Here is a 26306-nt window from a genome sequence, read left to right on the forward strand (position 1 = left end):
AGTTATTTTCTTGTATACACTTCAAAGGTGTAGTCGAATGCATGCTTATCATCTGCCTGATGTGATTCTGAAGAAATCAGTTCCCATTCTTCCGATGATAGTTCAGGAAAAAACGCATCTCCCTGAATCGTTGTGTGTACACGTGTCAAAAGGATCTTGTTTGCCAATAGTAAAGCCTGTTGATAGATGTTTGCTCCACCGATGATAAATACCTCACGTTCGTCACGGCAATATAAAAGAGCCTCTTGGATACTGTTGGCAACATCAATATCCTCTCCTTGAAAATTAGCATTACGCGTGATGACGATATTTCTTCGATCCGGCAATGCCTTGCCTATGGCCTCAAAGGTTTTTCTACCCATCAGGACAGAGTGCTCAATGGTACTTCTTTTAAAATATTTAAAATCATTTGGTAAATGCCAAGGCATCTGGTTATTGATGCCGATCGCATTGTTTTCCGAGGCAGCTACGATTAATGTGATCGTTGGGTTACTCATTTTTGTGTCGTGTAGATTAGTCGTGTTGTGTAAAGTGATGTTGTGTAAAAGAGGGCTTCTTAACGGTTTTCCTAAACTGCAACTGGCGCCTTGATATGAGCATGTGATTCATAATTCAGCAATTCGAAATCTTCGAATTTGAAATCAAAAATATCTTTCACCTCTGGGTTTATCTTCATTTGTGGCAATGGCTTTGGATCACGGCTCAACTGTAGTTCCGTTTGTTCAAAGTGATTGCTATAGATATGTGCATCGCCCAATGTATGGATAAATTCAGCAGCTTCCATATCACAGACTTGTGCCACCATCATCGTCAAAAGGGCATAAGAGGCAATATTGAAAGGCACACCTAAAAATATGTCGGCGCTACGTTGATAAAGCTGACAGGACAATTGAGGCTTCATAATTCCCTTCTCAGGCTGTGCTGGTGCTACATAAAATTGAAAGAAAGCATGACAAGGAGGTAAGGCCATGTTTTCGATTTCAGCAACATTCCATGCCGATACAATAATGCGACGGGAATCCGGTGAATTTTTCAGCTGGTTGATAACCTGTGTGATCTGATCGATATGACGACCATCGGGTGTCGGCCAAGAGCGCCATTGTGAACCATAGACTGGACCTAGGTTCCCTTGTTCGTCAGCCCATTCGTCCCAGATACTGACCCCATTCTCTTTTAAATACTGAATATTGGTTTCACCTTTCAAAAACCAGATCAATTCATGAAGAATCGATCGCAAGTGCAATTTCTTTGTTGTTACTAGCGGGAATCCTTCCTGAAGGTTGAAACGCATCTGATATCCAAAGACACTTTTGGTACCTGTCCCGGTACGATCCGTTTTTACAACACCATTCGTATATACGTGTCTGAGTAAATCTAAATATTGTTTCATCTGTAAGTTTTATTTATTAAATGCTTAATATCCGAGGTCTGTATCTGTATGTTCTACTGCTTACTATTATAGGTGTGTGATTTTAACTGGAGCCGCCGGATTTATGCTGTTCAGCTACAATTTCGCTTGCTAGAAGCATCTAGCTTAGATTAAAATTTACACGCCCTTCTATATCCAAATTGCATTAAAACCATAACCAGTGGATGCTGTATCTGTCTTTAGCTATAAAATTTAAATCTTCTAGCGCATCCAACCTTTCAAGATAGTCAAAACTAAGGAAAATCCTTATAACGAGAAAGTCAAAACTTAAAATGATAAGAGGGGTTACTGAAAAAAAATGTAATTTTGCAAAATATTATGGAGAATAAAAAAGTAGCTTTTTATACACTTGGATGTAAACTGAACTATTCGGAGACATCATCCATAGGACGTTTATTTAAGGATGCGGGCTATGATACCACAGCGTTCAATAGCCGTGCGGACGTCTATGTAATCAATACATGTTCTGTAACGGACAATGCTGACAAGAAGTGTAGAAAAGTGGTCAAAGAAGCTTTAAAGCACTCTCCGAATGCCTATATTACCATTGTTGGTTGTTATGCCCAACTAAAACCTAGGGAAATCGCCGAGATTCCTGGTGTAGATATGGTATTGGGAGCTGCTGAGAAATTTAATATCATTGAACATATCAATGACTTGACCAAACAAGAAAAAACGATTGTTTATAATGGCCCGATTGATGAAACCAATCAATTTGTGTCCGCTTATTCCATCGGCGACCGTACGCGTACCTTTTTAAAAGTACAGGATGGATGTGACTATTCATGTACTTTCTGTACAATCCCTTTGGCACGTGGTGGAAGCCGCTCAGGAAAGATTGAAGAGATTGTCAAGCAAGCGGAAGAAATCGCTGCTTCAGGTGTAAAAGAAATTGTACTGACAGGGGTTAATATTGGTGATTTTGGTATTCGGGACGGGAAACGGGAAGATCGCTTCCTGGATTTGGTAAAAGCACTGGATGAGGTTGATGGTATTGATAGAATACGTATATCTTCAATTGAACCTAACTTATTATCCAATGACATCATCGAATTTGTTGCACAATCTAAACGATTTGTTCCACATTTTCACATGCCATTACAGTCAGGAAGCAACAAGATTTTGGGGCTGATGCGCCGAAGATATAAACGGGAGTTGTATACAGAACGTGTGGAATTTATCAAGTCATTAATGCCGAACTGTTGTATAGGTGTTGACGTGATTGTTGGATTTCCTGGAGAAACACGTGAGGACTTTATAGATACCTATAATTTTCTGAACGATATGGATATTTCCTATTTGCACGTTTTTACTTATTCGGAACGTGAAAATACGATTGCAGCCCAAATGGAAGGAGCTGTACCGGGGGCACAACGTAGTGATAGAAGTAAGATGTTACATATTCTTTCAGAGAAGAAACGTCGCGCTTTTTATGAATCACAACTTGGAGCTCAGGGAGATGTCCTTTTCGAAGCAGATGAAAAAGATGGTTATATGCATGGTTTCTCCAAAAATTATGTTAAGGTGAGGACTTTGTATGATCCGTTATTGGTGAACGAGGTTGTACCTGTCAAATTTATGGAAGTAACAGATACTTGTGAAGTAGAAGTCGAGGAGGTTCCTGAAACATTAGCACATTAATTTTTTAAGACTATACATTAACAAAAAGGGCAATCTTCTAGAAGATTGCCCTTTTTGTTAAGGAAAAGTTCCATTCCAAGATCTTTCGATCATGGGTGATTTTCTATTCAATATGATGGTATAGCATATCAGAGATCATGTTTTGAAATGTACGTTTTTGATTAGTGCGTACTGCTTTTTGCTGCATTTAACAAGATCACTGTCCCTAAAATCAAAAGAACACCGATCCATTGTACAAACGAAACAGATTCATGTAATATAAAATAAGACATACAGGTAGCTACAGGTAATTCTGCAGAACTTAATATTCCACCTAAAGAGAAGCCTGTTTTTGGTAAACCATAAGCGAATAGCAATGGTGGAATGACGGTGCCAAATAAAGATAGGATCAGTCCAAAATGCATAAAATTAGCATCAAATTGACCATTAAATAAATAGTTCGGTGGAAATAACGTGAAAATCAAAATACAGGAACCAGTTACCATGATTGCACTTTTTTGTATTGGATGGTAATCATTGCCCACACGGCCATTCACGATCATAAAAACCGAATAAGCGGTAGCGGCCAAGAACCCAAAAAATAGACCAGTTAAGTTGAGATCCTCTAATCCTTTCTCAATGAGCCCTGTTGCCAATAATGTTGCAATCAATACGATACCAATACCAATCAAGTTGTTTTTTGATGGTTTTGTTTTGAAAAAGATAAATTCAATGACCACGCCGATCCATATATACTGCATCAGTAGGACAATAGCAAGAGATGCCGGCACCAGCTGTACACATTTATAGTATAAGACACTCACGAGCCCTGTTGATGTACCACTGATCAATATTTTGACCCAAGATGATTTTTTAGTTGAAGATTGAAAGGATTTTCCAGAAAATAGTTTGATCACGATAAAGATAAGCCAAAGCATAAGCATGCCAAATAATACCTGAATCCCTGTTACCTCTCCTAAAGTAAGCCCCTGACCATATGCTTTTTTTACAAACGTTGATAGTATCCCAAAACTACTCGCACCTAAAAAGACGGCTAATGCACCTTTTAATTTTTCCATTCTCAAATAAACTAGGCGGCAAAGTTACGATTTCTGGACAATTCTTTTTCCGATCCTACGTTCTTGGTAGGGAAAAAGAATAAATCCGCAGCTATTCAGGATAGTTGAACTAAAAGCTTCAATGAAGATCAATCAATCCTAATTACTCAGTGCATGGAAATAATCCTTTATGAGGAATAGCTTATAAATAAAATAAGAAGAATGAATAAATTGTTTGTTATGAAGGGGGTAAATAGGTTGTATATCAGGGGCAATTTATTTAAGTTTGTCTTACAGGAAAGTAAATCGAACATAATGATTGCTAAATCTTATTTTATCTTCTTTTTAAGCGCACTACTATTCTTGAGCAGTTGTTCAACGAAAAAAAAAGTACTTACCTCTGGTTCCCGTTCCTCTAGTGGTTCGGTGTTGACAGATGCAAGTTCAGCGCGAGGAAAAACATTTTCTGGATCTCGTCTTGATAATTATGCCTCATTACTGAATGTAAATACGAAGAAGCTAAACCCACAGCTCTATTCATTTATCGACGACTGGATGGGAATACCGCATCGAATGGGGGGACAGACCAAAAAGGGAGTGGATTGTTCGGGTTTTGTTAATCTGTTATATATCGAAGTCTACAAAGGTAATCTTCCGCGGACATCACGAGATATGGAAGGAGTTGTGAAAAGAAAGAAGCCTGAGAAATTGGAAGAAGGTGATTTGGTGTTTTTTTCTTTCGGTAAAAATGGAATTGACCATGTGGGTGTATACTTACACAACAATAAATTTGTTCATGTCTCAACACGCAAAGGGGTTATTATATCAGATCTGACGGATAGCTGGTACGCCAAAACTTTCGTTGATGCAGGTTCTCCAAAGATCTAACAAGGTGAAATCCATGTAGGTTTTATGTCATATCTTGATATAAACTTTTATACCCTATATAAATCCTTATTTTTGTCAAAATTTTATAGAAATGACAATAAAGAGTAAGAAGATTTTTTTAGGCCTTTGTATTATTGTGCCATTTTTAATGTATTGTGTTTATTATTATAGCAATATGATTAAAAACGCACCATTCCGTTTTGCTGATTTTGAATCAATTGAATTCAAATATGGCGAACCGAATCATATGGTCAATGAATATAATTCAAAAACGCGTATCTATAAATATTTGGACAAACAAGATTCTTTAATTACGGATACTGTAAAGTTCACAAAAGATGATCTATTATATTTGCATCGCAAAGCAATGGAATTAGGGTTTTGGAATTTGGATACAGATATGACAGGTCCAGAATGGAAAAAGGACTCCATAAATTCTAAAGTACCTCGTTTTTATCTGGAATATAATTACAAAGATAAATCGAAACGTGTGACTTTGGATGCAGACTTTGCGGGTAACCCGCGGATGCATGATGCCGCCAAATCGATGATAGACGAAGTAAATCGTATGTTGGCGACTGCCCAAGCAAGATAATAACAATATGTATATTTGTTGAGAGAAGGAGAGATCAAGCATTTGGTTTCTCCTTCTTTTTTTAGCTCTTTTTCCGTTTTAATGGGGAGCTTATTCGATTCCGCTTTGTCTTGATTGAGTTAACCCATTAACCTACCGCCACTAATTGAAAGATCAGATTGATGAACGAATTCGGAGGTACAACAAAAACGGTGTTTTTAGAGGAAATGGACTTGGAGATTCTTATAATAATTAAATGAGATCCTTTATCGATAAACCAAATTGTTCAAATAATTTCGTGCCATTATAATCCTAAAATTTGAATGCAATGATGTTGGAAAACCTTATATCAAGTGGAGGGCAAATTCATAATAAACAGTAAACTAACAGGGATTTGATACGGACCTTATTCGGACTTCATTCGGATAAACACGTATAAAGCCCGATTTAAATCCCTACTATATAATAACTAATTAAGTATTATTTGTTAAGTTGCTCATTCTTTGATAGGGGTTTATATTTACGAATCCTTTATATTCAATTGATATTGTCTTAATGCTAATAAAGTACTTTAGCGGCAAAAATAACGTTCGATATGAAAACATTTATGGCATTGGCGATTTCTTTAGCGCTGACCCAGACAGTACAAGCACAAGAATTTGCAAAGGGAAAAGTTTTTCTAGATGTAAACAGAAACGGAAAATTAGATAAGAATGAGAAAGGGATAGCATCGGTTTCGGTCAGCAACGGTCGCGAAGTTGTTGCTACAGATAAAGATGGTAACTATCAATTACCAGTTGGAAATGATAATATCATTTTTGTCGTCAAACCTTCAGGATATGCAGTACCCGTAGATGAAAATAACCATCCAAAATTCTATTATATACACAAAGTCAATGGTAGCCCAACATCAAAATATCCGGGTGTTACTGCAACGGGTAAAATCCCCACCAACGTGAACTTCGCTTTATATCAACAAGAAGAGCAAGCTAATTTTTCCGCCTTTGTCTTTGGTGACCCACAAGCATATACTGAGGAAGAATTGGGATTTTTTAAGGATGGCATCATTAATGAAATCGCAGACAAATCTGTCGCGAAATTCGGAATCAGCCTAGGAGATTTGGTGGGTGATGATTTGTGTCTTCAGCCAAAATACAAGTCGGTAATTTCTACGATGGGACTACCTTGGTATAATGTCATGGGGAATCACGATATGAATTATGATGCCAAAATCGACAGCCTTTCTGATGAGTCTTTTGAGCGTACTTTTGGCCCTAATAATTACTCTTTTAACTATGGGAATGCACACTTTATTGTATTGGACAATATTATCTATCCCAATCCACGTACCGGAAAAGGTTATTTAGGTGGTTTTCGGAAAGATCAATTGGATTTTGTTGAGAATGACCTAAAGCAAGTAGCTAAAGACAAATTGATTGTCCTTTCGTTCCATATCCCATTATATCATGAAAACTCTAATGTGTTTCGCAATGAAGACAGACAGCGTCTTTTTGATATTTTAGCTCCCTTTAAGCACACCCTCTCGCTGTCGGCACATACACATTTTCAACGTCAATATTTTTATGGACAGAAAGATGGCTGGAAACAGGAACATGCGCACCACGAATATAATGTCGGAACCACATCAGGGGATTGGTATTCGGGTGAGCTAAATGACAAAGGAATTCCGGTCTCTACCATGCGGGACGGTACGCCAAAGGGTTATGCCGTTTTGAAAATTGAAGGTAATCAATACAGTTTCGATTACAAAGTGGTAGGCAAGCCAGCAAGCTATCAGATCGATATTTATGGCGCTGCTGTAGTACCAGAAAAGTATACGAAAAGATACCCGATTTATGCAAACTTCTTCATTGGTAGGGAAGGTGATAAAGTGGCTTATAGAATTAACCAAGGAGATTGGAAAGAGATGGAATATGTTAATGAGAGTGATCCCGCTTTCTTAAAGTCGCTAGCGAAATACGATACCGCCGAAAAACTGATGACAACTCGCCGCCCATCCAATCCAGAAAAATCCAGCCATCTGTGGGTAACGAATTTGCCGAAACTTAAAACAGGAAAATATCAGATCGAAATTAGGGCAATAGATATGTTCAACAGAGAACATTTCGCGACGAAAAGTATTGAGGTAGAATAATTGAGTATTTACTATTTCAGGAAAAGGCAATCTTCGGATTGCCTTTTCTTTTGAAACACAGCAGTATTCCTATTGCGATAGGGGTAAGAAATTAATCGGAGAACAATGCTAACAGGTTTGATTCACAATCTTATGGGATTGGTTCAGTTGACGAGCCAACATTTATTTTAAGCTCATTGAAGTATAATTTATTGATAAAAGACGCGAATTAAATGATTTAAATAACTATTTGTCGAATTGTTTTAAGTTTAAAGTTAGCTTAAGATGGACTTAACATAGCAGTCCTATATTTGTGTAGAGTAATTTTTGATTCATAAAGAGTTAGGGTTAATGTGTAGATCTGTTGTGAAACACGTCTAAAAATTTAGTTTGTTTTTAAAGTGAAAAGGTAATCTCCCCGGATTACCTTTCACTGTTTTTATGGATTACACTTGTTATTGGCACTAATTCAATATACTGATTTTTTGTGCTCTTATAAATTGTCTAAAATCATCCGAAGCAGGATTTTCAAATATTTCGAGGTCAAAATATTTTGTGGCGGCAAACAGATGGTCAAAAACATCGGATACAATGCCTTCATAATATTCCCAGCGTATATCATTGACAAAAAAGTAAAGTTCGATTGGTACCCCATGTTCGGTCGACGCCAACTGCCGTACCATTAAGGGCATGGTTTTATGGATATGGGGATTCTGACGGAGGTAAGTAAGTGCATAGGCACGAAACATACCCAGATTGGTCATTTTCCTACCGTTAATTGGATTGGAAGGATCAATCTGATGAATGCTGTTAAATTCATCTATTGTTCTTGCACGGTCTTCGATATAGGGGCGGAGAATCTGTATATTCTTTAGTCCTTCGATCTCTTCATTATCTAAAAACCGGATCGTGGAAATTTTAATATTTATAGCTCTTTTTAGGCGCCTTCCTCCAGATTGCTGCATGCCCCTATAATTCTTAAAGGAATCCGATAATAAGGTATGTGTTGGGATTGTTGTGATGGTCTTGTCGAAGTTTTGCACTTTAACATTATTGAGATTGATTTCCTTTACGGTTCCGTCGGCTCCGTATTTAGGCATTTCTATCCAGTCGCCTACACGTATTGAATCATTGGCTGAGACCTGTATACTGGCGACAAAACCTAGGATGGTATCTTTGAAGACCAGCATCAGGATCGCTGAGGCAGCACCTAGTGATAAAAGAAATGACCATGGAGAACTGCCTGTTAAGATCGAAAAACAGATGGTACCACCAATAAAGAGCATGATGATCTGGCAGACTTGTAAATAGCTTTCTAATGGTTTGTCCGCAAAGGATTTTTTTGTTCTTAATATATCCCGAATACTTTTTAATAAGGAATGTACGATAAGCAAACTGACAACCGTAGTGGCAATCGCCAACAATTTGTTGATGTTTTCTTTCCAGTTTGGGAAACCCATGAAAATAACGGGTATGATATATTGTGCGACCAATATGGGGACAAAATGGGCAACCAGTTTTAACGTTTTATTCCGAATCAATAAGTCATCAAATCTGTTGGTGCTTTTTCGGATCGCTTTGATCGTTAATAATAAGAGTGTTTTTTTGCTGAAATAATCAACAATGATCAAAAATAAGACAACCAACAACAATAAAATAATTGAGTTGATAAAATGGTTGGTTTGGTTATCCAAACCAAGATTTTTAATCCATTGAAAAGTCCAGTTATAAATTTGGGATTGAGAATCCTTCAACAATTCTGTTGCTGTGTTTTGCATCCTGCAAATATACAAAAAGCCGCATTTGCGGCTTTTTGTTATTTTTAATTTTGCGATTCACGCTCATGTTTATGTCTAAAGAATACTGCGAAGAGAACTGCTATAATCAGCGTGTAGATGGCAAAGGCAAGCCAGATATCATGCCAATCCTTGAGCATGAGACTATTGTTCAGCGTCCCGTCAGGTAATAAAGAGATACTTTTTTCCTTCAGAAAATTAAGGAAATGCGTATCATTGATATTGGTATCCAGATATTGGGCAAGATCTTGTCCATTTTGAAAGCTTTTGGTGAAATAATGGTCGATAATCCACCCTGAAGCGAAACTGCCAAATACAGCACCAAACCCATTTGTCATCATCATAAATAAACCTTGGGCAGAACTACGAATTCTAGAAGTCGTAGATGTTTCTACAAATAAAGAACCCGAAATATTGAAGAAGTCAAATGCCATTCCATAGACGATACAAGAAAGTACAATCATCCATAAGCCACCTGCCGGATCCCCGAACGAGAATAGTCCAAAACGTAATACCCAAGCAAACATAGATATCAACATGACTTTCTTAATACCAAATCTTTTTAGGAAAAATGGGATTGCCAGAATAAAAAGTGTCTCTGATATCTGCGAAATCGACATGATGATCGTTGAGTATTTCACAACAAAAGATTCCGCAAACTTCGGGTAGAATTTAAATTCGTCCAGAAATACATCTCCATAGGCATTAGTTAATTGCAATGCAGCGCCTAAGAACATGGAAAATATAAAGAAGAGAGCCATCTTATAGTTTCCAAATAATTTAAAAGCTTCTAATCCTAATAGTTGTGTCCAAGACGCATTTTCCTGTTGTAATTTTTTGGGAGGACATTTTGGTAATGTAAAGGCATATAAGCTCAAGGCTAGGGCCGCTGTTCCGGCAATATAAAATTGATATGCTGTAGCTTTATTGCCTGTTAGATTTGTAATCCACATCGCTACAATAAATCCGATGGTACCGAAAACTCGGATAGGGGGAAATGCTTTGACCAGATCGTAGTTGTTTTCATTCAACGCCGTGTAAGCAATAGAGTTGGACAGTGCCAATGTAGGCATGTAGAAACACATCGCCGCGAGCATCGCATAAAAAAAGGTGTTGGGATCATTTACCTGCGGTAGATAAAAAAGAACAGCAGCATAACATAAATGAAGAATAAAATATAGTCTTTCAGCATTTATCCAGCGGTCTGCAATGATCCCCATTAGTGTTGGCATAAATAGCGAAGCTATTCCCATTGTCGCGAAGATAGCGCCGAACTGTGTGCCATCCCATTGCTTTGTGCCAAACCAATAGTTCGCTATTGTAATCAACCATGCTCCCCAGACAAAAAACTGAAAGAAGCTCATAATGGTCAATCTTAATTTAATAGACATAAAACGATATTATTTAGAGTTTTTGTTTCGCTTTAGAGAGAGGAGTTATTTTCTTTTGGAAATTTCATCCCTAATCAACGCTGCTTGCTCGTAATTCTCTTCCGTTAATGCTTGGTTGAGTGCTTGCTCCAATTGTTCGTCTGTCAACGAAGAAAAAGGGTTGTTAGGGGATTTGGAAGGAGTCTTTTCTTCGACCTCAACCATATTGGGATCCTGTACTTTGTTGGCTTTGTCCAGGTTTTCCAAAAATGCGAATTCATGTCCCTCAATAATGATTCCCGCAGATGACATGATAAATTCGTAGGCGTAAATAGGTGCTTCAAATCGTACAGCTAGCGCAACGGCATCGGAGGTTCGTGCATCAATTTCAACCATTTTGTTGCCGTCAGAACAAATAATCTTCGCATAAAAAATACCCTCAATCAGGTTATAGATGAGTACCTCAACGAGTTTAATACCAAAAGATTCCGCGAAAGATTGAAATAGGTCATGTGTAAGGGGGCGGCTTGGAATCATTTTTTCTATCCGAATAGCAATAGCTTGAGCTTCATGGCTACCAATAATGATGGGCAATCTTCTGTTGCCCTCCACTTCTCCCAATACTAGGGCATAAGCCCCAGACTGTGTTTGACTATAGGATAAACCAACGATATCTAATCTGATTTTCTTCATTTTAATTCCAAAGCGGTCTACAAACTTAGATAAATTTGCTTTTATATGCAATTATAATTACGTTCTGTATGAAACAAATTTATCGATTTCTCCTTAGCAATTAAGACCTTTTTGAATGAGGAGGATGCAATTATTTAAAGGCAAAACGAAAACTCCCCATTCACTTTTTTATGAATGGGGAGGAAATATGGTATAAAAAGCTTAGCTACCTTTGTAAGCTTTTAATGCTTGTGTCAATTTGGGTACAATATCAAAGGCATCACCAACGATACCATAATCCGCAACTTTGAAGAACGGTGCTTCAGGATCCTTGTTGATGACAACAATAGTTTTCGATGAGCTGACTCCAGCCAAGTGTTGAATGGCCCCTGAGATACCAATTGCGATATAGAGATTAGGACTCACAACAATACCCGTTTGGCCAACGTGTTCCGAATGGGGACGCCATCCTGCATCAGAAACAGGTTTTGAACATGCTGTAGCGGCACCAAGGACATCTGCTAACTCTTCGATCATTCCCCAGTTTTCAGGGCCCTTTAGTCCACGGCCTGCGGAGACAACGATTTCTGCCTCAGGCAATGAAACTTTATCTGTCGCGCGTACAATCTCCTTAACAATTGTAGAGAAGTCTGCTTGGGCAACATTTGCCGTAAATGATTCAACCACTGCAGTGCCTCCGGTTTCCTTGGTTTCATAGGCATTGGGGCTAAGGGAAATGACCTTGGTTGCTGCGGTCAATTCTACTGTGGCAAATGCTTTATTTGAAAATGCAGTCTTTTTAACAATTAATTTTTCGCCTTCGATAGTTGGTAAGGATAGTGCGCCATCTGCAAGAGCTGCATGGAGTTTCGCAGCAATCCGGGGAGCAAGACCTTTACCCGAGAATGAATTGGAAAGTACAAGCAGGTTAGCTCCTATGCTCTTGACAGCCTCAGCGATAATGCTTGCATAGGCCTGATTGACGAAAGAGGAGAGTTGTTCATTATTGACGGTGAGTACTTTGGAAGCACCATAGCTGCCCAGAGCAGCAAGTTCATCCTGTGCAACATTACCAATAGAAATGGCAACAAGATCAGTGTTTGTATTATCAGCGATGGCTTTCGCATAAGAAACTACTTCAAAAGCAGACTTTTTGAATTTTCCATCGGTATTTTCTACATATACTAGTATTGACATAGTTTTTTCGGAATTTAATGATTAAATAACTTTGGCCTCATCATGTAATAGAGAAACCAGTTTCTCAACTTCTGCAGCATCAACGAGTTTTACAGTACCGCGTGGAGCTGGAGTCTCATAATTAACAATGTGGGAAAGTGTATCAACTGCGGATGGTTCCAGCACATCCAATGGTTTGGTACGTGCACTCATAATACCACGCATATTGGGTATCTTAGGCTCGGCTACTCCTTCAGCTGTGCCAATAACAATGGGAAGTTTGGCGGTTACAACTTCTTTTCCGCCTTCTATTTCACGTTCAATACTGACGGTATCAGCAGCTATATCGACCTTTTTGGCAATTGACACGGATGGTATATTCAGCAATTCGGCAACAATTGCACCGACCTGAGCACCATTATAATCGATGGATTCTCGTCCAGTTAAAATCAGATCAAAAGCATTGTCCTTTGCGTAATTTGCGATTTGATTGGCCACAAACCAGGCATCTCTGGGAATAGCATTAATACGGACGGCATTGTCTGCGCCTATAGCCAATGCTTTGCGAATGGTTGCATCGGTGGATGCATCTCCAACATTGATGACAGTCACTGTTCCTTTTCCTCCTTCAGCCAATTCAACTGCCTTGGAAAGAGCAATCTCATCATAAGGGTTTATAATAAACTGCACCCCAGCTGTATTAAAGGCCGTGTTGTCATTTGTAAAAGTGATCTTCGATGTAGTGTCAGGGACATTACTTATACAAACTAATATTTTCATATACGATTGGTTTTACCCAAACTTACTATATTTTCTCTCAAATAAAAAGCCCCGAACCGCTTAAAATTTTGTCTCATGGCTCACTTGTGCCGTTGTGATATTTTTAATTTGTACTACTTGAATCTTGTTATTTTTGCTGTATTTATAATTTTTTGAGTTATTTTGTTTGTGTTTGTTAAATTTTGATTGATTAAATATTCTTTTTTTTAATGAGGATCATAAGTCAGTATAGTGTCATTTTATATGCTAGCATAGTATTTTTACTTCAACGAATTGCTCAGACTCTCCCATTTAATGTTCAATTGCTTGGAGCAAACTAGCAATATAACTTTGTTATTTGTTTGATGAGGTTAAAAAGTTAGTCGTTTTTATAATCACTTTCAGCACGGTACTATACGGTACTATTACTATCGTGTATGAAGCGACCATGATTTAGATTTCGTTGCTGAGATATAGAAGAAATTTAGAACATTAAATTGAGTACGCTTCACTTGATCAATCCAAGCGGAGTGTGTTGATTTATGGCATAGCAGCTACCTGGTAATTAAAAATAATTGTTTACAGATAAACGCAATTTTAGTTAAATTTGAAATAAAAAAGATATGTCAACACGATTGGATCAACTCAACGAATTTTTGAAAGAGAGCCCCGAAGATCCTTTTTTAAAATATGCTATTGCTGCCGAGTATCTGAAGCTGAATGACGAGCAGGAAGCTCTGTCCAGATTTGAAAAGCTGATAGAAAATCATCCGGATTATGTGGGAACATATTATCATCTGGGAAAATTATATGAAAAACTGGACAAACAGGAACCTGCAATTACAACATATAAAAATGGAATTGAAATAGCCCGCAAAAGCCGTAATTTCCATGCATTGGGAGAGTTACAGGGAGCTTTGTCATTTTTAGTAGAGGATGACGATGATGATTTTTAATCCATTCTAAATTTTTGGTATCTAATTTGTTATGAATTTTAAGGGTATAACTATTAGATGCTGATTTTTTAGAATTTGGAATGAGATGAAAAGGTTTATTTGGACAGTGGGATTGTTGGTAATGATTGTATTGGGGGGATGTGATAATCCCAAACAGAGTGTAGCTGCCTATAAAGATAATTTGCAAGAATTAAAGGGAAGGGACAGAGCAGAAGTTGTGATCGGAGAATATAAAGGGGTGATGCCCTGTGCCGACTGCGATGGCATAGAAACATTGATATCATTACACAAAGACAACTCCTATAAATATTCGTCCAAATATCTCAATAAAAGTGATGATGTTTTTGTGCGTGAAGGAAAATGGAAATTGGATGGAAACATTATTACACTGGACGGCGTTGATTACAAATTCAAATTAGGCAACCATTTCTTAAGCCAGTTGGATCTATCGGGTAATGATATTACAGGGGATATCTCCAAATACTATGTGCTGACGAAAAACTGAAATTTATTGAACGATATAATACCTATATAGAAAAAAACCGAAGAGAATTCTCTTCGGTTTTTTTTGTTTAGTAGACTTATTGCTATTTATTTTTTGTACAAAGTTCTTTTAAGGTTGACACAACAAAATCCACTTCTTCTTTTGTGTTGTTTTTGCAAAAGGAGAATCTGACCGATGGACGGTCTGAATTTGTTTTAATAGCCCCTAGTACATGTGATCCAATATCGGTTCCTGAACTACAGGCACTTCCTCCGGAACAGGATATGCCCGAAATGTCTAGATTGAATAGTAACATATCAGCAAGATCACTGCAAGGGAAGGATACGTTTAGTACCGTATATAGCGATTTACTGGGCTCGATAACACCATTGAAATCAATATCCGGAATCGCTTTTTGCAGCTCTTCAATCATATACGATTTAAGTGCTTGGATATAAGCTTGATGTTCTTCCATATGTTCATAGGCAAGTTCTAAAGCTTTGGCTAGTCCCGCTATACCATAAACATTCTCCGTTCCGCCACGCATATTCCGCTCCTGAGCTCCACCGTAAATCAACGGTTTGATTTTATTATTTGCATTGATATAGAGAAAACCTACACCTTTTGGTCCGTGAAACTTGTGCGCTGCACCTGTAATGAAATCGATTTTAAGATGACCTAGATCATGCGGGTAATGGCCCATGGTCTGTACGGTATCGGAATGAAATATCGCATTGTATTGTTGGCATAATTCCGATATACGTTGGATATCATTCAGGTTGCCAATTTCATTATTGGCGTGCATAATGGAAACAAAGGTACGGGGATTGCTACTTAAGAGCTCCTCCAGTTGATTCAGGTCCAGATTTCCCTTGTTGTCCACATGAAGCAGATCAAGATGAACTTTTCCCTGCTTCTCAAGCTCCTCCAATGTATGTAGAACAGCATGGTGCTCTATCGGTGAGGTAATTGCATGTGTGATACCGAAGTCCGTGATCGAACGTACGATCGCCATATTATCGGCTTCGGTTCCACCCGAAGTAAAGAAAATTTCTGCCGGAGATACATGGAGTAGGTTGGCGATTGTTTTCCGTGCTTTTTCTACGATTGTTTTTACTTGTCTTCCGTGACTATGGATAGAAGATGGATTTCCAAAATTGTTATCCATGACATCTACCATTACTTTTATAACTTCAGGATCTAAGGCTGTAGTCGCAGCATTGTCAAAATATACTTGCATGATGCAAAATTACAAATCTCAAAAGTAAATCAAATGCATTAAATGACTTATTTTCATCATAATTTAGTCGTTTTTTTCTATTGGAGGGCTGAATAAGGATGGAGAGCTTTTCGATTGAAATCAGAAGACCCAAAAAAAATAAAAGTGGATTCGTAGCGAATCGGATATTTGATATGGAATAGCAAGGGAATGTGGGGGGAGATAGGGACAAACTGCTTGTCCAGAGATTAAAGTGAACCCCAAAAGCTTTTATTTAACTTTTGGGGTTCACATCACCTATAACAAAACATCTATTTGAGTAGAGGAAATAGCTGTATTTTTATAGTAACCTTGGATGGCGTTTGCGTACGATTATGATAAGAAATCCAGCTAGCGCGATCGCTAGACCTAGATAGGCAGCGATATCGCCGACTTTGGTGTATGTTGTGATCTCTTCGTTCAGATTGATTTCCTGATTTAATGCTGCGGGTTCCCACCATTTTGTCTGCTGTATAATATCACCCCGTTGATTGATAAAACCGGAGATTCCAGTATTTGCAGACCGGGCGACCCAGCGCCGATTTTCTATGGCCCTTAATTTTGCATATTGCAAATGTTGGTCTTTTCCAGAAGTATTACCCCACCAGCCATCATTGGTGATGATCGCAATAAACTGCGCTCCTTTTTTTACATATTTCGCTACATAATCCCCCCATATGGATTCATAGCAGATGACAGGAGCCGCACCAATACCGCTTTGTGCATAGAAAACCGAAGGTTCCGCTTGCTTTCCATAGCCACCTGTTGTACCTCCAAATGCTTTAAAAAGCGGTTTCAAAAAATTCATCGCAGCACCAAAGGGCATCTGTTCTACACCAGGAACCAATTTAGATTTATGGTAAAATTGCAGCTTGGATGAGTAATCGATCAATGTTGCTGCGTTAAAGTTGTCCTGGTAAATATTTGGGGCAATTTCACGTGCAGTTGCTGTCTTTGCATAATTGTATAATTGATAACTTTCGATGCCCGATAAGATATTACCATTTTTGTATTGATCCAAAAATTTTAGAATCCGTTGATAAGAATACGTTTCACGCAGGTTTTCTTCATCAAAATCACCGTTTTGGGAAAGAGCCGTTTCAGGCCAGATAAAAAATTCCGTATTTGGTTTGGCTACTGAACTTGACAGTGAAAACAAGGTGTTTAATTGCTCCTCAGGGCTAAGCTGAAACTTGATGTAAGGGTTCACATTTGGTTGCACCACCACCACCTGGGCTGGGTTTTGGTGCTCCTCATAATTGAAGTAGCGAACCAGTGAATAGACCGTTGGAACGAATAAGACCAGCACTAGACAAAGGATGGGGACGATTCTATTTTTAAGTTGGTAGATACCTTTTCGATTGAGGTAGAGCATAAATGCTAAAATATTGACCAACCAGATCCATATTGATCCGCCGTATACACCGGTGATGTCGTACCATTGAATCAATTGATGAAAATTAGCAAAGCCATTGCCTAAAGTCATCCATGGAAATGCAAGATCCCAAGTAGCATGAAGAAATTCATAACTGATCCAAAATCCCATTAATCCAAAAAGGGATAACAGTAGTGAAGTTTTACGCCTTAATCGATAGTATAAGGTGAACGCTAAAGCCATTAATGCAGCGCCCAGACAGAAGGGGATCAAACTGATCAAAATCGCTGCAAAAGGAGGCATAACTGCCGAGATGGAATTGTATACCCAATAAATGGATGCGGTATTCCAGATGACTGCCGTCAGACCTGCTGTTAGAAAGATTTTTTTACCTTTCTTTTTAATTGTATCATTACGGATGATATTTTCCAGCGCAATCAATAAGGGTAAAAAACCGATAAAAAGCAATACGCTTGAATAGGGGATGGGAGGCCAACCCAACCACAATAAAAAGGCACTTAAAAGTGCCAATAAATAGTTGTTCTTCACAATACCCACTTATTTTATAAACTGGATAAAACTTCTCTTTTCTTTTGTTCGTATTCATCTTGTGTGATGAGTTGCTTGTCAAAGAGTGTCTTTAGTTTTTTTAGTTTTAAGGTAATTTCATCCTCCTCTTCTTCTACGGTTGGAGTCACAGGAGCGGAAATAGGTGCCGCAGGTGGAACCACTGGTGCCGAGAAAACAGGTTGTGCTACTGGCGCAGGAGGGGTAACGACCGGTGCTGCTGTTGAAACTGGTACTGGAGTCGGCTGATTGTCTTCAACCTTCTCAACGATAACCTCCCGAGGACTGCTGGGGGCGATTACGATCTTTTCCTTTTCAGCAGCTAGCTCTGCTTTTTTATAATTTTCAAGAGCAGCTTTAATATATTGGTAAAGTTTTCTGGCTTGAACTTTTGGAATGTAGTCAATACTTAAGTTTTCTCCAGTAAAAGGAATGACGGTGACCTTTGAGCCAAAGATCTCTTCTTTGAAGGCAATATCTTTAATATCCTGCCATCCGAAAATTTCAAAATCAGTCGCTAAGCCCAATTTGGTGAATTCACACATAAAAATGCGCTTATTACTAATGGTGATACTGTCCGGTAAAATTGTCACCGCAGGTTTTTTCTGTACCGCGATATAATCTATTTTTTCTCCTGGAGTAAGCATGTCCTGGACTTTAGTAATCAATTTTTCAATGATTTTTATATCCTGTCCATCTTGTGCAAATTGTTCCATGTTCATGTCAAATACGTTTTATTAATCAAAGATTGTCAAAATTTATTCCAATCCACCTACACAAAATACAAATTCTCCTTTAATTGGATTGTTTTCAAAGTGTAATTTTAAATCAGTTAATGTTCCGCGGACATTTTCCTCGTATAACTTGCTCAATTCTCTAGAAATCGAAGCTTGTCTCTCTGCACCGAAGACCGTAATAAACTCTTCGATTGTCTTGAGGATGCGGTGTGGTGATTCGTAGAAAATCATTGTTCTCTTTTCTTCAGCTAAAGCTTTGAGGCGAGTTTGGCGACCTTTTTTAACAGGAAGGAATCCTTCAAAACAGAAACGGTCATTTGGTAAACCTGAGTTAACAAGTGCCGGTACAAAAGCGGTGGCGCCGGGTAGACATTGCACTTCCAATCCTTCTTTAAGAGCAGCCCGCACCAATAGAAAACCGGGATCAGAGATCGCTGGTGTCCCCGCATCTGAAATGAGGGCGATTTTTTGGCCTTCTTTCAGAAACTTGATGATTTCGGAAACCGCTTTGTGCTCATTATGTTGATGATGTGCAAATACCTTTTTATCGATGCCAAAATGCTTTAAAAGGGGAGCACTTGTTCTTGTATCCTCTGCTAAGATGATGTCTACTTCTTTCAGAATATTGACTGCACGAAAGGTCATGTCCTCCAGATTGCCAATAGGTGTTGGAACTAAATATAACATGGTCAAAGTTAAGTTTTTTTTACTATATAATATGTGCTAAAACATTCTGTCTATTTTGGAGTTATTTTCTATATAAATGCAATAATAAATTATGCAAAACATTGAAAAAATACAGGCACATCTAGGTGCAGAATCAGATTATCTATTAGCGTTTGACAAACCAGCAGTTTCCAAAACGATGCTCCATCTTCCCGAAACTACTTTTATTGATCAGGTATATGGTGCCAGTGATCGCACGCCGCAGGTATTGCGTAGCCTGGGACAACTTTTCGGAACCGGGCGGCTTTCCGATACTGGGTATCTGTCCATATTGCCGGTAGATCAGGGGATCGAACACAGTGCAGGTGCTTCTTTTGCTCCCAATCCCCAATATTTTGATCCGGAGAATATCGTGAAATTAGCATTGGAAGGAAACTGTAATGCCGTAGCCTCGACTTTTGGCGTTTTAGGGGCAGTATCACGAAAATATGCGCACAAGATTCCTTTTCTGGTCAAAATCAATCACAACGAATTGTTGACCTATCCCAACCGTGCTGACCAAATTCTGTACGGAACGATACGCGAAGCCTGGAACATGGGAGCGGTAGCAGTTGGAGCGACCATTTATTTCGGTTCGGAAGAGTCCGATCGTCAGATTATCGAAGTAGCAAAGGCATTTGAAGAAGCACATTCACTTGGTATGGCTACTGTATTGTGGTGCTATTTGCGAAATTCAGCATTTAAAACAGGAGACAAAGATTATCATTTAGCTGCAGATCTAACAGGACAGGCCAACCATCTCGGCGTAACCATAAAAGCAGATATTATTAAACAAAAACTTCCGGAATTGAACGGTGGTTTTAAGGCGCTGAATATGGGTAAAAGTAGCTATGGTAAATTAGATGAACGGATGTATACGCAGTTATCATCGGATCATCCGATTGATCTTTGTCGCTATCAGGTACTCAATTGCTTCGCCGGTAGGGCGGGACTGATCAATTCGGGCGGAGCATCGGGACAAAATGATATACAGGAAGCTGTAAAAACCGCTGTGATCAATAAAAGAGCTGGCGGGACAGGCTTGATATCCGGTCGGAAAGCTTTTCAAAAACCGATGAACGAAGGGGTAGAATTGCTACATGCAATCCAGGATGTCTATTTATGTAAAGAAGTTACGATTGCTTAAATCCGCTTTAATATCAGGGCGTTGACAAAAGATCTTTATTGCCAATTCATTTAGAGGAAAAAATATCGCATGGAATGTTCTTTGGAAAACTGTTTTTCTGGAGGACGTTTTTTATATTAATCGGACCGGAATGAAAATAGGTGAAGAATACCTCTTTCATCCTTATTGAGTGTCTCACTACCTGATGATAAAAGTGTGTTAATTCTGATCGCTGATTAAATCATCCGGGGATGTCACGAGCTATCACAACAGCAGGGGTATCTTCTGAACAGGGCCGAGTTTTCCCATTGAATCGACATGTGTATCATGCATAAAGGTGGTAAGGAACCTCTCTAGCGAAAGGAGCATGAAAGCGCCACAAACAGGCATTACTGAATAAATTTGCTTGTATATGCAGGCAAATTTATCTAAGTTTGTTCACTATTTTTAAATAATACATTTATAATTATGTTGCAATTGAATTATATCCGTGAAAACAGGGATACGGTTATCGAAAGATTGGCTGTCAAGCATTTCAAGGAAATTGGATTGGTCGACGAAATCATCAGTTTAGATGAAGACCGCCGTAAGATCCAAGCGGAATCGGACGCACTTTCGGGCGAAGCTAATGCGGCAGCAAAACAGATTGGAGATCTGATGCGCCAAGGAAAAAAAGAAGAAGCTGAAGCCATTAAATCGCAATCCTCCGGATATAAAGAGCAGGTGAAGCAACTATTGGATAAATTGAGCGCTATCGAAATCGAGTTGAATGATAAGATCGTACAATTGCCTAATTTACCACATCAATCTGTTCCCGTTGGTGTAAGCGCTGATGATAATGAAGTCGTTTTAACGAATGGGGAGATTCCAGTTTTATCAGAAGACGCGTTGCCACACTGGGAATTATTAAACAAATATGATATTGTGGATCTGGAGCTCGGTGTAAAAGTTGCGGGAGCCGGATTTCCAATTTATAAAGGTAAGGGAGCAAAATTGCAACGTGCATTGATCAATTTCTTTTTGGATCAGGCAGCTGAGCAAGGATATGAAGAAGTACAGGTGCCGATCTTGGTGAATGAAGACTCTGCATTTGCTACAGGACAATTGCCGGATAAGGAGGGGCAGATGTATTATGTCAACAATGACAATCTATACTTGATCCCTACGGCAGAGGTTCCGGTAACCAATATTTACAGAGATGTAATCGTTAAGGAAGCGCAGTTCCCGATTAAGCATTGTGCCTATACACCATGTTTCCGTCGCGAAGCAGGTTCTTATGGCGCTCATGTACGCGGTTTGAACCGTCTGCACCAATTTGATAAAGTTGAGGCTGTACAGATTGTTCATCCGGAAAAATCGTATGATGTGTTGGAAGAAATGAGCCTGTATGTACAAGGTCTGCTTAAAAAATTGGAACTACCTTATCGCGTGTTGCGTTTATGTGGTGGTGATATGAGTTTTACTGCTGCATTGACTTATGATATGGAGGTGTATAGTTCAGCCCAAAAACGCTGGTTGGAGGTTTCTTCCGTATCTAATTTTGAAACATATCAAGCCAACCGCCTGAAAGTACGTTTCAAAAATTCCGAAGGAAAAATGCAATTAGCTCACACATTAAATGGGTCAGCTTTAGCCTTACCACGTATAGTTGCGGCTATTTTAGAGAATAATCAAACGGATAAAGGCATTCGGATACCAGCTGTTTTGGTACCTTATACCAAATTCGAATACATTGATTAATGTATGTAATTAAATAATAAATTCCTGTTTCAGGATTTATATTGAAAAGGGACTCTACCTGAACAGGTAAAGTCCCTTTTTTTTTGGAATAACTCGATTGGGATTGATTTTAGAATCGTTATAAATTACTTTTATTTTGAACACTAAAAATACAGAAACGTTTATGTTAATATTTTCTTACTACATTGTTAATGTTTTGTTAAATATAGTTGATTCCGTATAAAATTCTGTTTTGAATTTGTTTGTAGAGTTTTTATTCTAAAATGAATCTCTTGTTTGAATTTGTAATATACTACTGTCTTTGTTGCAGTATTTTTTGTTTTTGCGAGCGAATGTTAAAAAACTTGTAAAAGCAACTTTGGCTTTATATATTTGGAACCGCTAATAAAAATCGCACTAACTATTATATACTGTAAATGCTGAAAAGAGCAAATTTTACAGCTGGATATTTATCTAAGGACTGACTCTACATCTACCTAGAGCTTGCTTTCTCAATAATATTTTCAACTGTTATCCCATGAATGGCAATGTGCTATTTGCATATTTCTGTTTATTGTCTAAACAATGTCTGTTTAGACAGTTATGTTAACGGATATAGTTTATATCAATATATAGGATTAGAAAAATAATAAAATTAACTAACTAAAACATGAAACAAACATTACTAAGTTTTCTTGTTGGAGGAATGATCCTGACTTCGGTTGCATTCGCACAAGAAAAAAAGATTAGTGGTCGTGTTACATCTGCTGATGGTAAAGCAATACCTGGGGTGACAGTGGTTGTACAAGGAACTAATCAAGCGACACAAACAGATGCAAGTGGTAATTATTCATTGAATGTACCTGCGGGCAAAGTTGTTGTCTTCCGTTCAGTTGGTTTTGATGATAAAACCATTATTGTTAACAACAACAGTACCGTTTTCAATGTTTCCATGGAGAACCATGACAATGCATTGGAAGAGGTCGTTGTGACTGCAAATGCAATCAAAAGAGAAAAACGCTCTTTAGGATATTCAGCACCAACAATCAAGAGTGATGAATTGACGGAAGGACGTAATTCCAGTGCAATTAACTCGTTAGCAGGTAAGGTTGCGGGGGTGAACATTACATCCACATCAAATTCACCGGGTAGCTCTTCTCGCGTAGTATTGCGTGGAGGTTCATCTATTTCAGGTAACAACCAAGCTTTGATTGTTGTTGATGGTACACCTATCGATAATACAAGCAAAATGGGTGGAGCAAGCGATTTAGCGAGTGTTGATTTTGGTAACCGTGGTAATGATATTAATCCAGATGATATCGCTTCTGTAACTGTTCTTAAGGGACCTGCAGCAGCGGCCTTATATGGATCAAGAGCTTCCAATGGTGCGTTGATCATCACAACAAAAAGTGGTAAAAAGGGCTCGAAAAACGAAATCACTTTTAGCTCTACGAATACACTATCATCTATTTTGAAATTACCTGAATTTCAAAATCAATATGGACAAGGTTCATCAGGTTATAATAAAGCGGGGGATCTCATTTACTCAAATGATCCAAAAGAAAACTGGTCATGGGGTGCTCCATTTACTGGTGAAATTCAAGAATGGGGACAAGCTGTAAACGGTGTTCGTCAGAAAAAAGCGTATTCTGCTGTGAAGGACAACGTACGCGATTTCTTTGATCTTGGTATTGCTTCTGACAACAACTTAAGCTTTTCTGGTGGTTCGGATAAATCGACCTTTTATTTAGGATTAAACGCTTTGAATTCGAATGGCGTATATCCAGGTAAAAAAGATAACTACAATAAATATGGGGTTAGATTCAATGGGACAACAGAATTTTCCAATAAATTTAGCGCTGGTATCGCTGTAAATTATAGTCGAATCAATAGTAACAATGTTGGTGGTGGACAAGGTGGTGGTTCTGTTTATAATAACTTATTGCAAACACCGAGAGATATCGATGTTGTTGGCTTGAAAGATTTATCTAATCCTTATAACGGTTATGGTTATACGGATGAAAATGGTGTCGCTCATAATGATGTTTATGGGTATTATGGTGCTTATACTATGAATCCATACTGGGTGTTGGAAAACTATAATAATTTCAATGATGTGAACCGTATTATGGGGAACTTCAATGTGAATTATAAACCGACAGAATGGTTGACTTTTCAAGAGCGTATTGGTTTGGATAATTACAGTGATCGTAGACGTTCGGAATCCCCTAAATATAGCTTCTTACCAATAGACAATACTTCAGGTAATTATTCTGAAGGAAATATTCAAACAGATCCAGGACAATATCGTATTGACCAATTTAATGTAAATGAGATTGTTCATGATTTCATGGCGACGGCCAAACATACTTTCAATGAAGATTGGGAAGCGTCGTTCATGTTGGGTAATAATATTCGTCAGCGTAAAACAACTTCAAATAGCACTGCGACAAATTCAAGCGGTGGACTTGTTGTTCCGGGATGGTATAACCTTGCGAACTCCAATGGTCCATTAGATCTGATCGAAGATACTTGGACAAACCGTCGTTTAGTGGGAGTTTACGGTGATTTGAACGTTTCTTATAAAAACATAGCTTATTTACAAGCTACAGCACGTAACGATTGGTCTTCCACTTTGCCTAAGAAAAATAATTCATTCTTTTATCCAAGTGTAAGTGGGTCATTTGTTGCATCGGAATTGTTCTCGCCTGAGTTGAAGAGTAAGTTTAGTTACGCGAAAATTCGTGCTAACTGGGCACAAGTAGGTTCGGATACAGATCCATATCAATTGATTTCAACGTTCTCTAGAAGTGCAATTGCTGGCGGTTTTGGTTCAACATCTTTTCCATTCGGTAACGTATCTGCGCTAATGTCAGGTAATACCATTGGGAATTTAAACTTGAAACCTGAAATCACGACTTCGTTCGAAGTGGGTACAGAATTGGGCTTCTTTAACAACCGCTTATCTGCTGATTTTACTTATTACAAAAACAATTCGAAAAATCAAATTTTGAGTATTCCTATTCCGCTTTCAACAGGTTACGGACTTAGTTTGGTAAATGCTGGTAAAGTTCAAAATAGTGGCGTGGAATTGACTTTGAGAGGAACACCTGTGAAAACAGAAAACTTGACATGGGAATTGTTTGGAACATTCACAAAAAACAACAGTAAAGTTGTTGAATTGATGGACGGTGTACAACAGGTGTCAGTTGGTGGGTTCTCTGGAATGAGTATCGTTGCTGCAGTAGGTCGCCCATACGGTGAGTTTTATGGAGTTACAAATGCTACCGATGCACAAGGTCGTACGATTGTGGATCAGAAAACAGGATTGCCAATAGCTTCTTCTAAGCCAGAATATTTAGGTACCTATAATCCAGATTTCCAAGCTTCTTTGGGTACAAGTTTGAGTTATAAAAACTGGTCGATGAGTGCCTTGTTCGATACCAAACAAGGTGGTGTGTTCTATTCTAGAACAAAGGATATTATGGGATTTGTTGGTACCTCAGCTGAATCAGGAGGCGATCGTATCGGCCAGATTTTCCCGAATTCAGTTTATCTAGATGCGGCAGGAAATTCTGTTGTTAACACGACAGCAACATATGATAAAATAGATTACTATCCAAACATGGAAGCAGGGGTTAATGTTGTAGACGCGACTTATGTTAAATTGCGTAATCTTACATTTACTTATAAATTCTCTAAAGATATGTTGAAAAATACACCATTTGGAGCTGCTTCAATCGGTGTGTTTGGAAATAACCTATTTATTTGGACACCAAGCGAAAATAAATACGCTGATCCAGAGGTGAATTCATCAGGTGCTGGTAATGCACAAGGTTTTGACTTTACAGCTCAGCCTTCATTACGTAATTATGGTATCAATGTTAAAGTTTCATTTTAATA

Annotated in this window: 21 protein-coding genes; 9 read left to right on the forward strand and 12 right to left on the reverse strand. The window is 38.4% G+C overall.

Annotated elements, in window-relative coordinates:
* Positions 1-2: 2 nt before the first annotated feature.
* Both OGI71_RS25205 and OGI71_RS25210 read right to left on the reverse strand, forming a co-directional pair.
* Positions 3-497 carry a dihydrofolate reductase gene (locus tag OGI71_RS25205; protein ID WP_282252873.1) on the reverse strand — a complete coding sequence of 165 codons (495 nt, stop codon included), beginning with the start codon at positions 495-497 and terminating at the stop codon, positions 3-5.
* A 71-nt stretch (positions 498-568) separates the two neighbouring features.
* Positions 569-1390, reverse strand: a complete 822-nt coding sequence (locus OGI71_RS25210; protein ID WP_120259609.1) for a thymidylate synthase — start codon at positions 1388-1390, stop codon at positions 569-571.
* Positions 1391-1747: 357 nt separating this feature from the next.
* Here OGI71_RS25210 and mtaB point away from each other — a divergent pair, with 357 nt between their 5' ends.
* Complete coding sequence (mtaB, locus tag OGI71_RS25215; protein WP_282252878.1) at positions 1748-3070, forward strand: tRNA (N(6)-L-threonylcarbamoyladenosine(37)-C(2))-methylthiotransferase MtaB; 1323 nt, start codon at positions 1748-1750, stop codon at positions 3068-3070.
* Positions 3071-3231: 161 nt separating this feature from the next.
* Here mtaB and OGI71_RS25220 read toward each other — a convergent pair whose 3' ends face one another.
* Complete coding sequence (locus OGI71_RS25220) at positions 3232-4128, reverse strand: EamA family transporter (protein WP_282252880.1); 897 nt, start codon at positions 4126-4128, stop codon at positions 3232-3234.
* A gap of 201 nt (positions 4129-4329) precedes the next feature.
* Here OGI71_RS25220 and OGI71_RS25225 point away from each other — a divergent pair, with 201 nt between their 5' ends.
* The 3 genes from OGI71_RS25225 to OGI71_RS25235 all read left to right on the forward strand — a co-directional run bounded on the left by OGI71_RS25225 (position 4330) and on the right by OGI71_RS25235 (position 7724).
* The gene (locus tag OGI71_RS25225; RefSeq protein WP_282252882.1) at positions 4330-4995 is read left to right on the forward strand and encodes an NlpC/P60 family protein; all 666 of its coding nucleotides are present in this window, start codon (positions 4330-4332) and stop codon (positions 4993-4995) included.
* A gap of 175 nt (positions 4996-5170) precedes the next feature.
* Entirely contained in the window at positions 5171-5590 is a 420-nt protein-coding gene (locus tag OGI71_RS25230; RefSeq protein WP_077438663.1) for a hypothetical protein, read from the forward strand.
* Between the two features lie 574 nt (positions 5591-6164).
* Positions 6165-7724, forward strand: coding sequence for a calcineurin-like phosphoesterase family protein (locus tag OGI71_RS25235; protein WP_282252884.1), 1560 nt, complete (start codon positions 6165-6167; stop codon positions 7722-7724).
* A 443-nt stretch (positions 7725-8167) separates the two neighbouring features.
* On the opposite strand, the gene OGI71_RS25240 is transcribed toward OGI71_RS25235, so the two are convergent.
* From OGI71_RS25240 to OGI71_RS25260, 5 genes are all read right to left on the reverse strand, one after another.
* Entirely contained in the window at positions 8168-9481 is a 1314-nt protein-coding gene (locus tag OGI71_RS25240) for a mechanosensitive ion channel domain-containing protein (protein WP_282252885.1), read from the reverse strand.
* 44 nt (positions 9482-9525) lie between these two features.
* The gene (locus OGI71_RS25245; RefSeq protein WP_282252887.1) at positions 9526-10890 is read right to left on the reverse strand and encodes a nucleoside permease; all 1365 of its coding nucleotides are present in this window, start codon (positions 10888-10890) and stop codon (positions 9526-9528) included.
* A 45-nt stretch (positions 10891-10935) separates the two neighbouring features.
* Entirely contained in the window at positions 10936-11562 is a 627-nt protein-coding gene (locus OGI71_RS25250) for a bifunctional nuclease family protein (RefSeq protein ID WP_282252889.1), read from the reverse strand.
* 201 nt (positions 11563-11763) lie between these two features.
* Positions 11764-12738 carry an electron transfer flavoprotein subunit alpha/FixB family protein gene (locus OGI71_RS25255; RefSeq protein WP_282252890.1) on the reverse strand — a complete coding sequence of 325 codons (975 nt, stop codon included), beginning with the start codon at positions 12736-12738 and terminating at the stop codon, positions 11764-11766.
* 21 nt (positions 12739-12759) lie between these two features.
* Positions 12760-13497, reverse strand: coding sequence for an electron transfer flavoprotein subunit beta/FixA family protein (locus OGI71_RS25260; RefSeq protein WP_282252891.1), 738 nt, complete (start codon positions 13495-13497; stop codon positions 12760-12762).
* Between the two features lie 602 nt (positions 13498-14099).
* On the opposite strand from OGI71_RS25260, the gene OGI71_RS25265 reads away from it, so the two are divergent.
* Together OGI71_RS25265 and OGI71_RS25270 are read left to right on the forward strand one after the other, a co-directional pair.
* Positions 14100-14432: a tetratricopeptide repeat protein gene (locus tag OGI71_RS25265; protein WP_282252893.1), complete on the forward strand. Its 333-nt coding sequence runs from the start codon at positions 14100-14102 to the stop codon at positions 14430-14432.
* An 85-nt stretch (positions 14433-14517) separates the two neighbouring features.
* Positions 14518-14937: a copper resistance protein NlpE gene (locus tag OGI71_RS25270; RefSeq protein ID WP_282252895.1), complete on the forward strand. Its 420-nt coding sequence runs from the start codon at positions 14518-14520 to the stop codon at positions 14935-14937.
* An 82-nt stretch (positions 14938-15019) separates the two neighbouring features.
* On the opposite strand, the gene OGI71_RS25275 is transcribed toward OGI71_RS25270, so the two are convergent.
* The 4 genes from OGI71_RS25275 to rsmI form a co-directional block, all read right to left on the reverse strand.
* Positions 15020-16156, reverse strand: a complete 1137-nt coding sequence (locus tag OGI71_RS25275) for a cysteine desulfurase family protein (RefSeq protein WP_259187049.1) — start codon at positions 16154-16156, stop codon at positions 15020-15022.
* Positions 16157-16475: 319 nt separating this feature from the next.
* Positions 16476-18098, reverse strand: a complete 1623-nt coding sequence (gene lnt, locus OGI71_RS25280; protein ID WP_282252897.1) for an apolipoprotein N-acyltransferase — start codon at positions 18096-18098, stop codon at positions 16476-16478.
* A 14-nt stretch (positions 18099-18112) separates the two neighbouring features.
* Positions 18113-18838, reverse strand: coding sequence for a PH domain-containing protein (locus OGI71_RS25285; RefSeq protein ID WP_282252898.1), 726 nt, complete (start codon positions 18836-18838; stop codon positions 18113-18115).
* Positions 18839-18874: 36 nt separating this feature from the next.
* The gene (gene rsmI, locus OGI71_RS25290) at positions 18875-19540 is read right to left on the reverse strand and encodes a 16S rRNA (cytidine(1402)-2'-O)-methyltransferase (RefSeq protein WP_223580529.1); all 666 of its coding nucleotides are present in this window, start codon (positions 19538-19540) and stop codon (positions 18875-18877) included.
* Positions 19541-19631: 91 nt separating this feature from the next.
* Between rsmI and OGI71_RS25295 the strand changes: the two genes are divergently transcribed.
* From OGI71_RS25295 to OGI71_RS25305, 3 genes are all read left to right on the forward strand, one after another.
* A complete protein-coding gene (locus OGI71_RS25295) occupies positions 19632-20705 on the forward strand; it encodes a class I fructose-bisphosphate aldolase (protein ID WP_282252899.1) in 1074 nt (357 codons plus the stop codon).
* A gap of 447 nt (positions 20706-21152) precedes the next feature.
* Complete coding sequence (serS, locus tag OGI71_RS25300; RefSeq protein WP_282252900.1) at positions 21153-22424, forward strand: serine--tRNA ligase; 1272 nt, start codon at positions 21153-21155, stop codon at positions 22422-22424.
* Positions 22425-23073: 649 nt separating this feature from the next.
* Positions 23074-26304: a SusC/RagA family TonB-linked outer membrane protein gene (locus tag OGI71_RS25305; RefSeq protein WP_282252902.1), complete on the forward strand. Its 3231-nt coding sequence runs from the start codon at positions 23074-23076 to the stop codon at positions 26302-26304.
* Positions 26305-26306 lie beyond the last annotated feature (2 nt).

The sequence above is a fragment of the Sphingobacterium sp. ML3W genome (assembly GCF_029542085.1).
Taxonomy (GTDB): domain Bacteria; phylum Bacteroidota; class Bacteroidia; order Sphingobacteriales; family Sphingobacteriaceae; genus Sphingobacterium.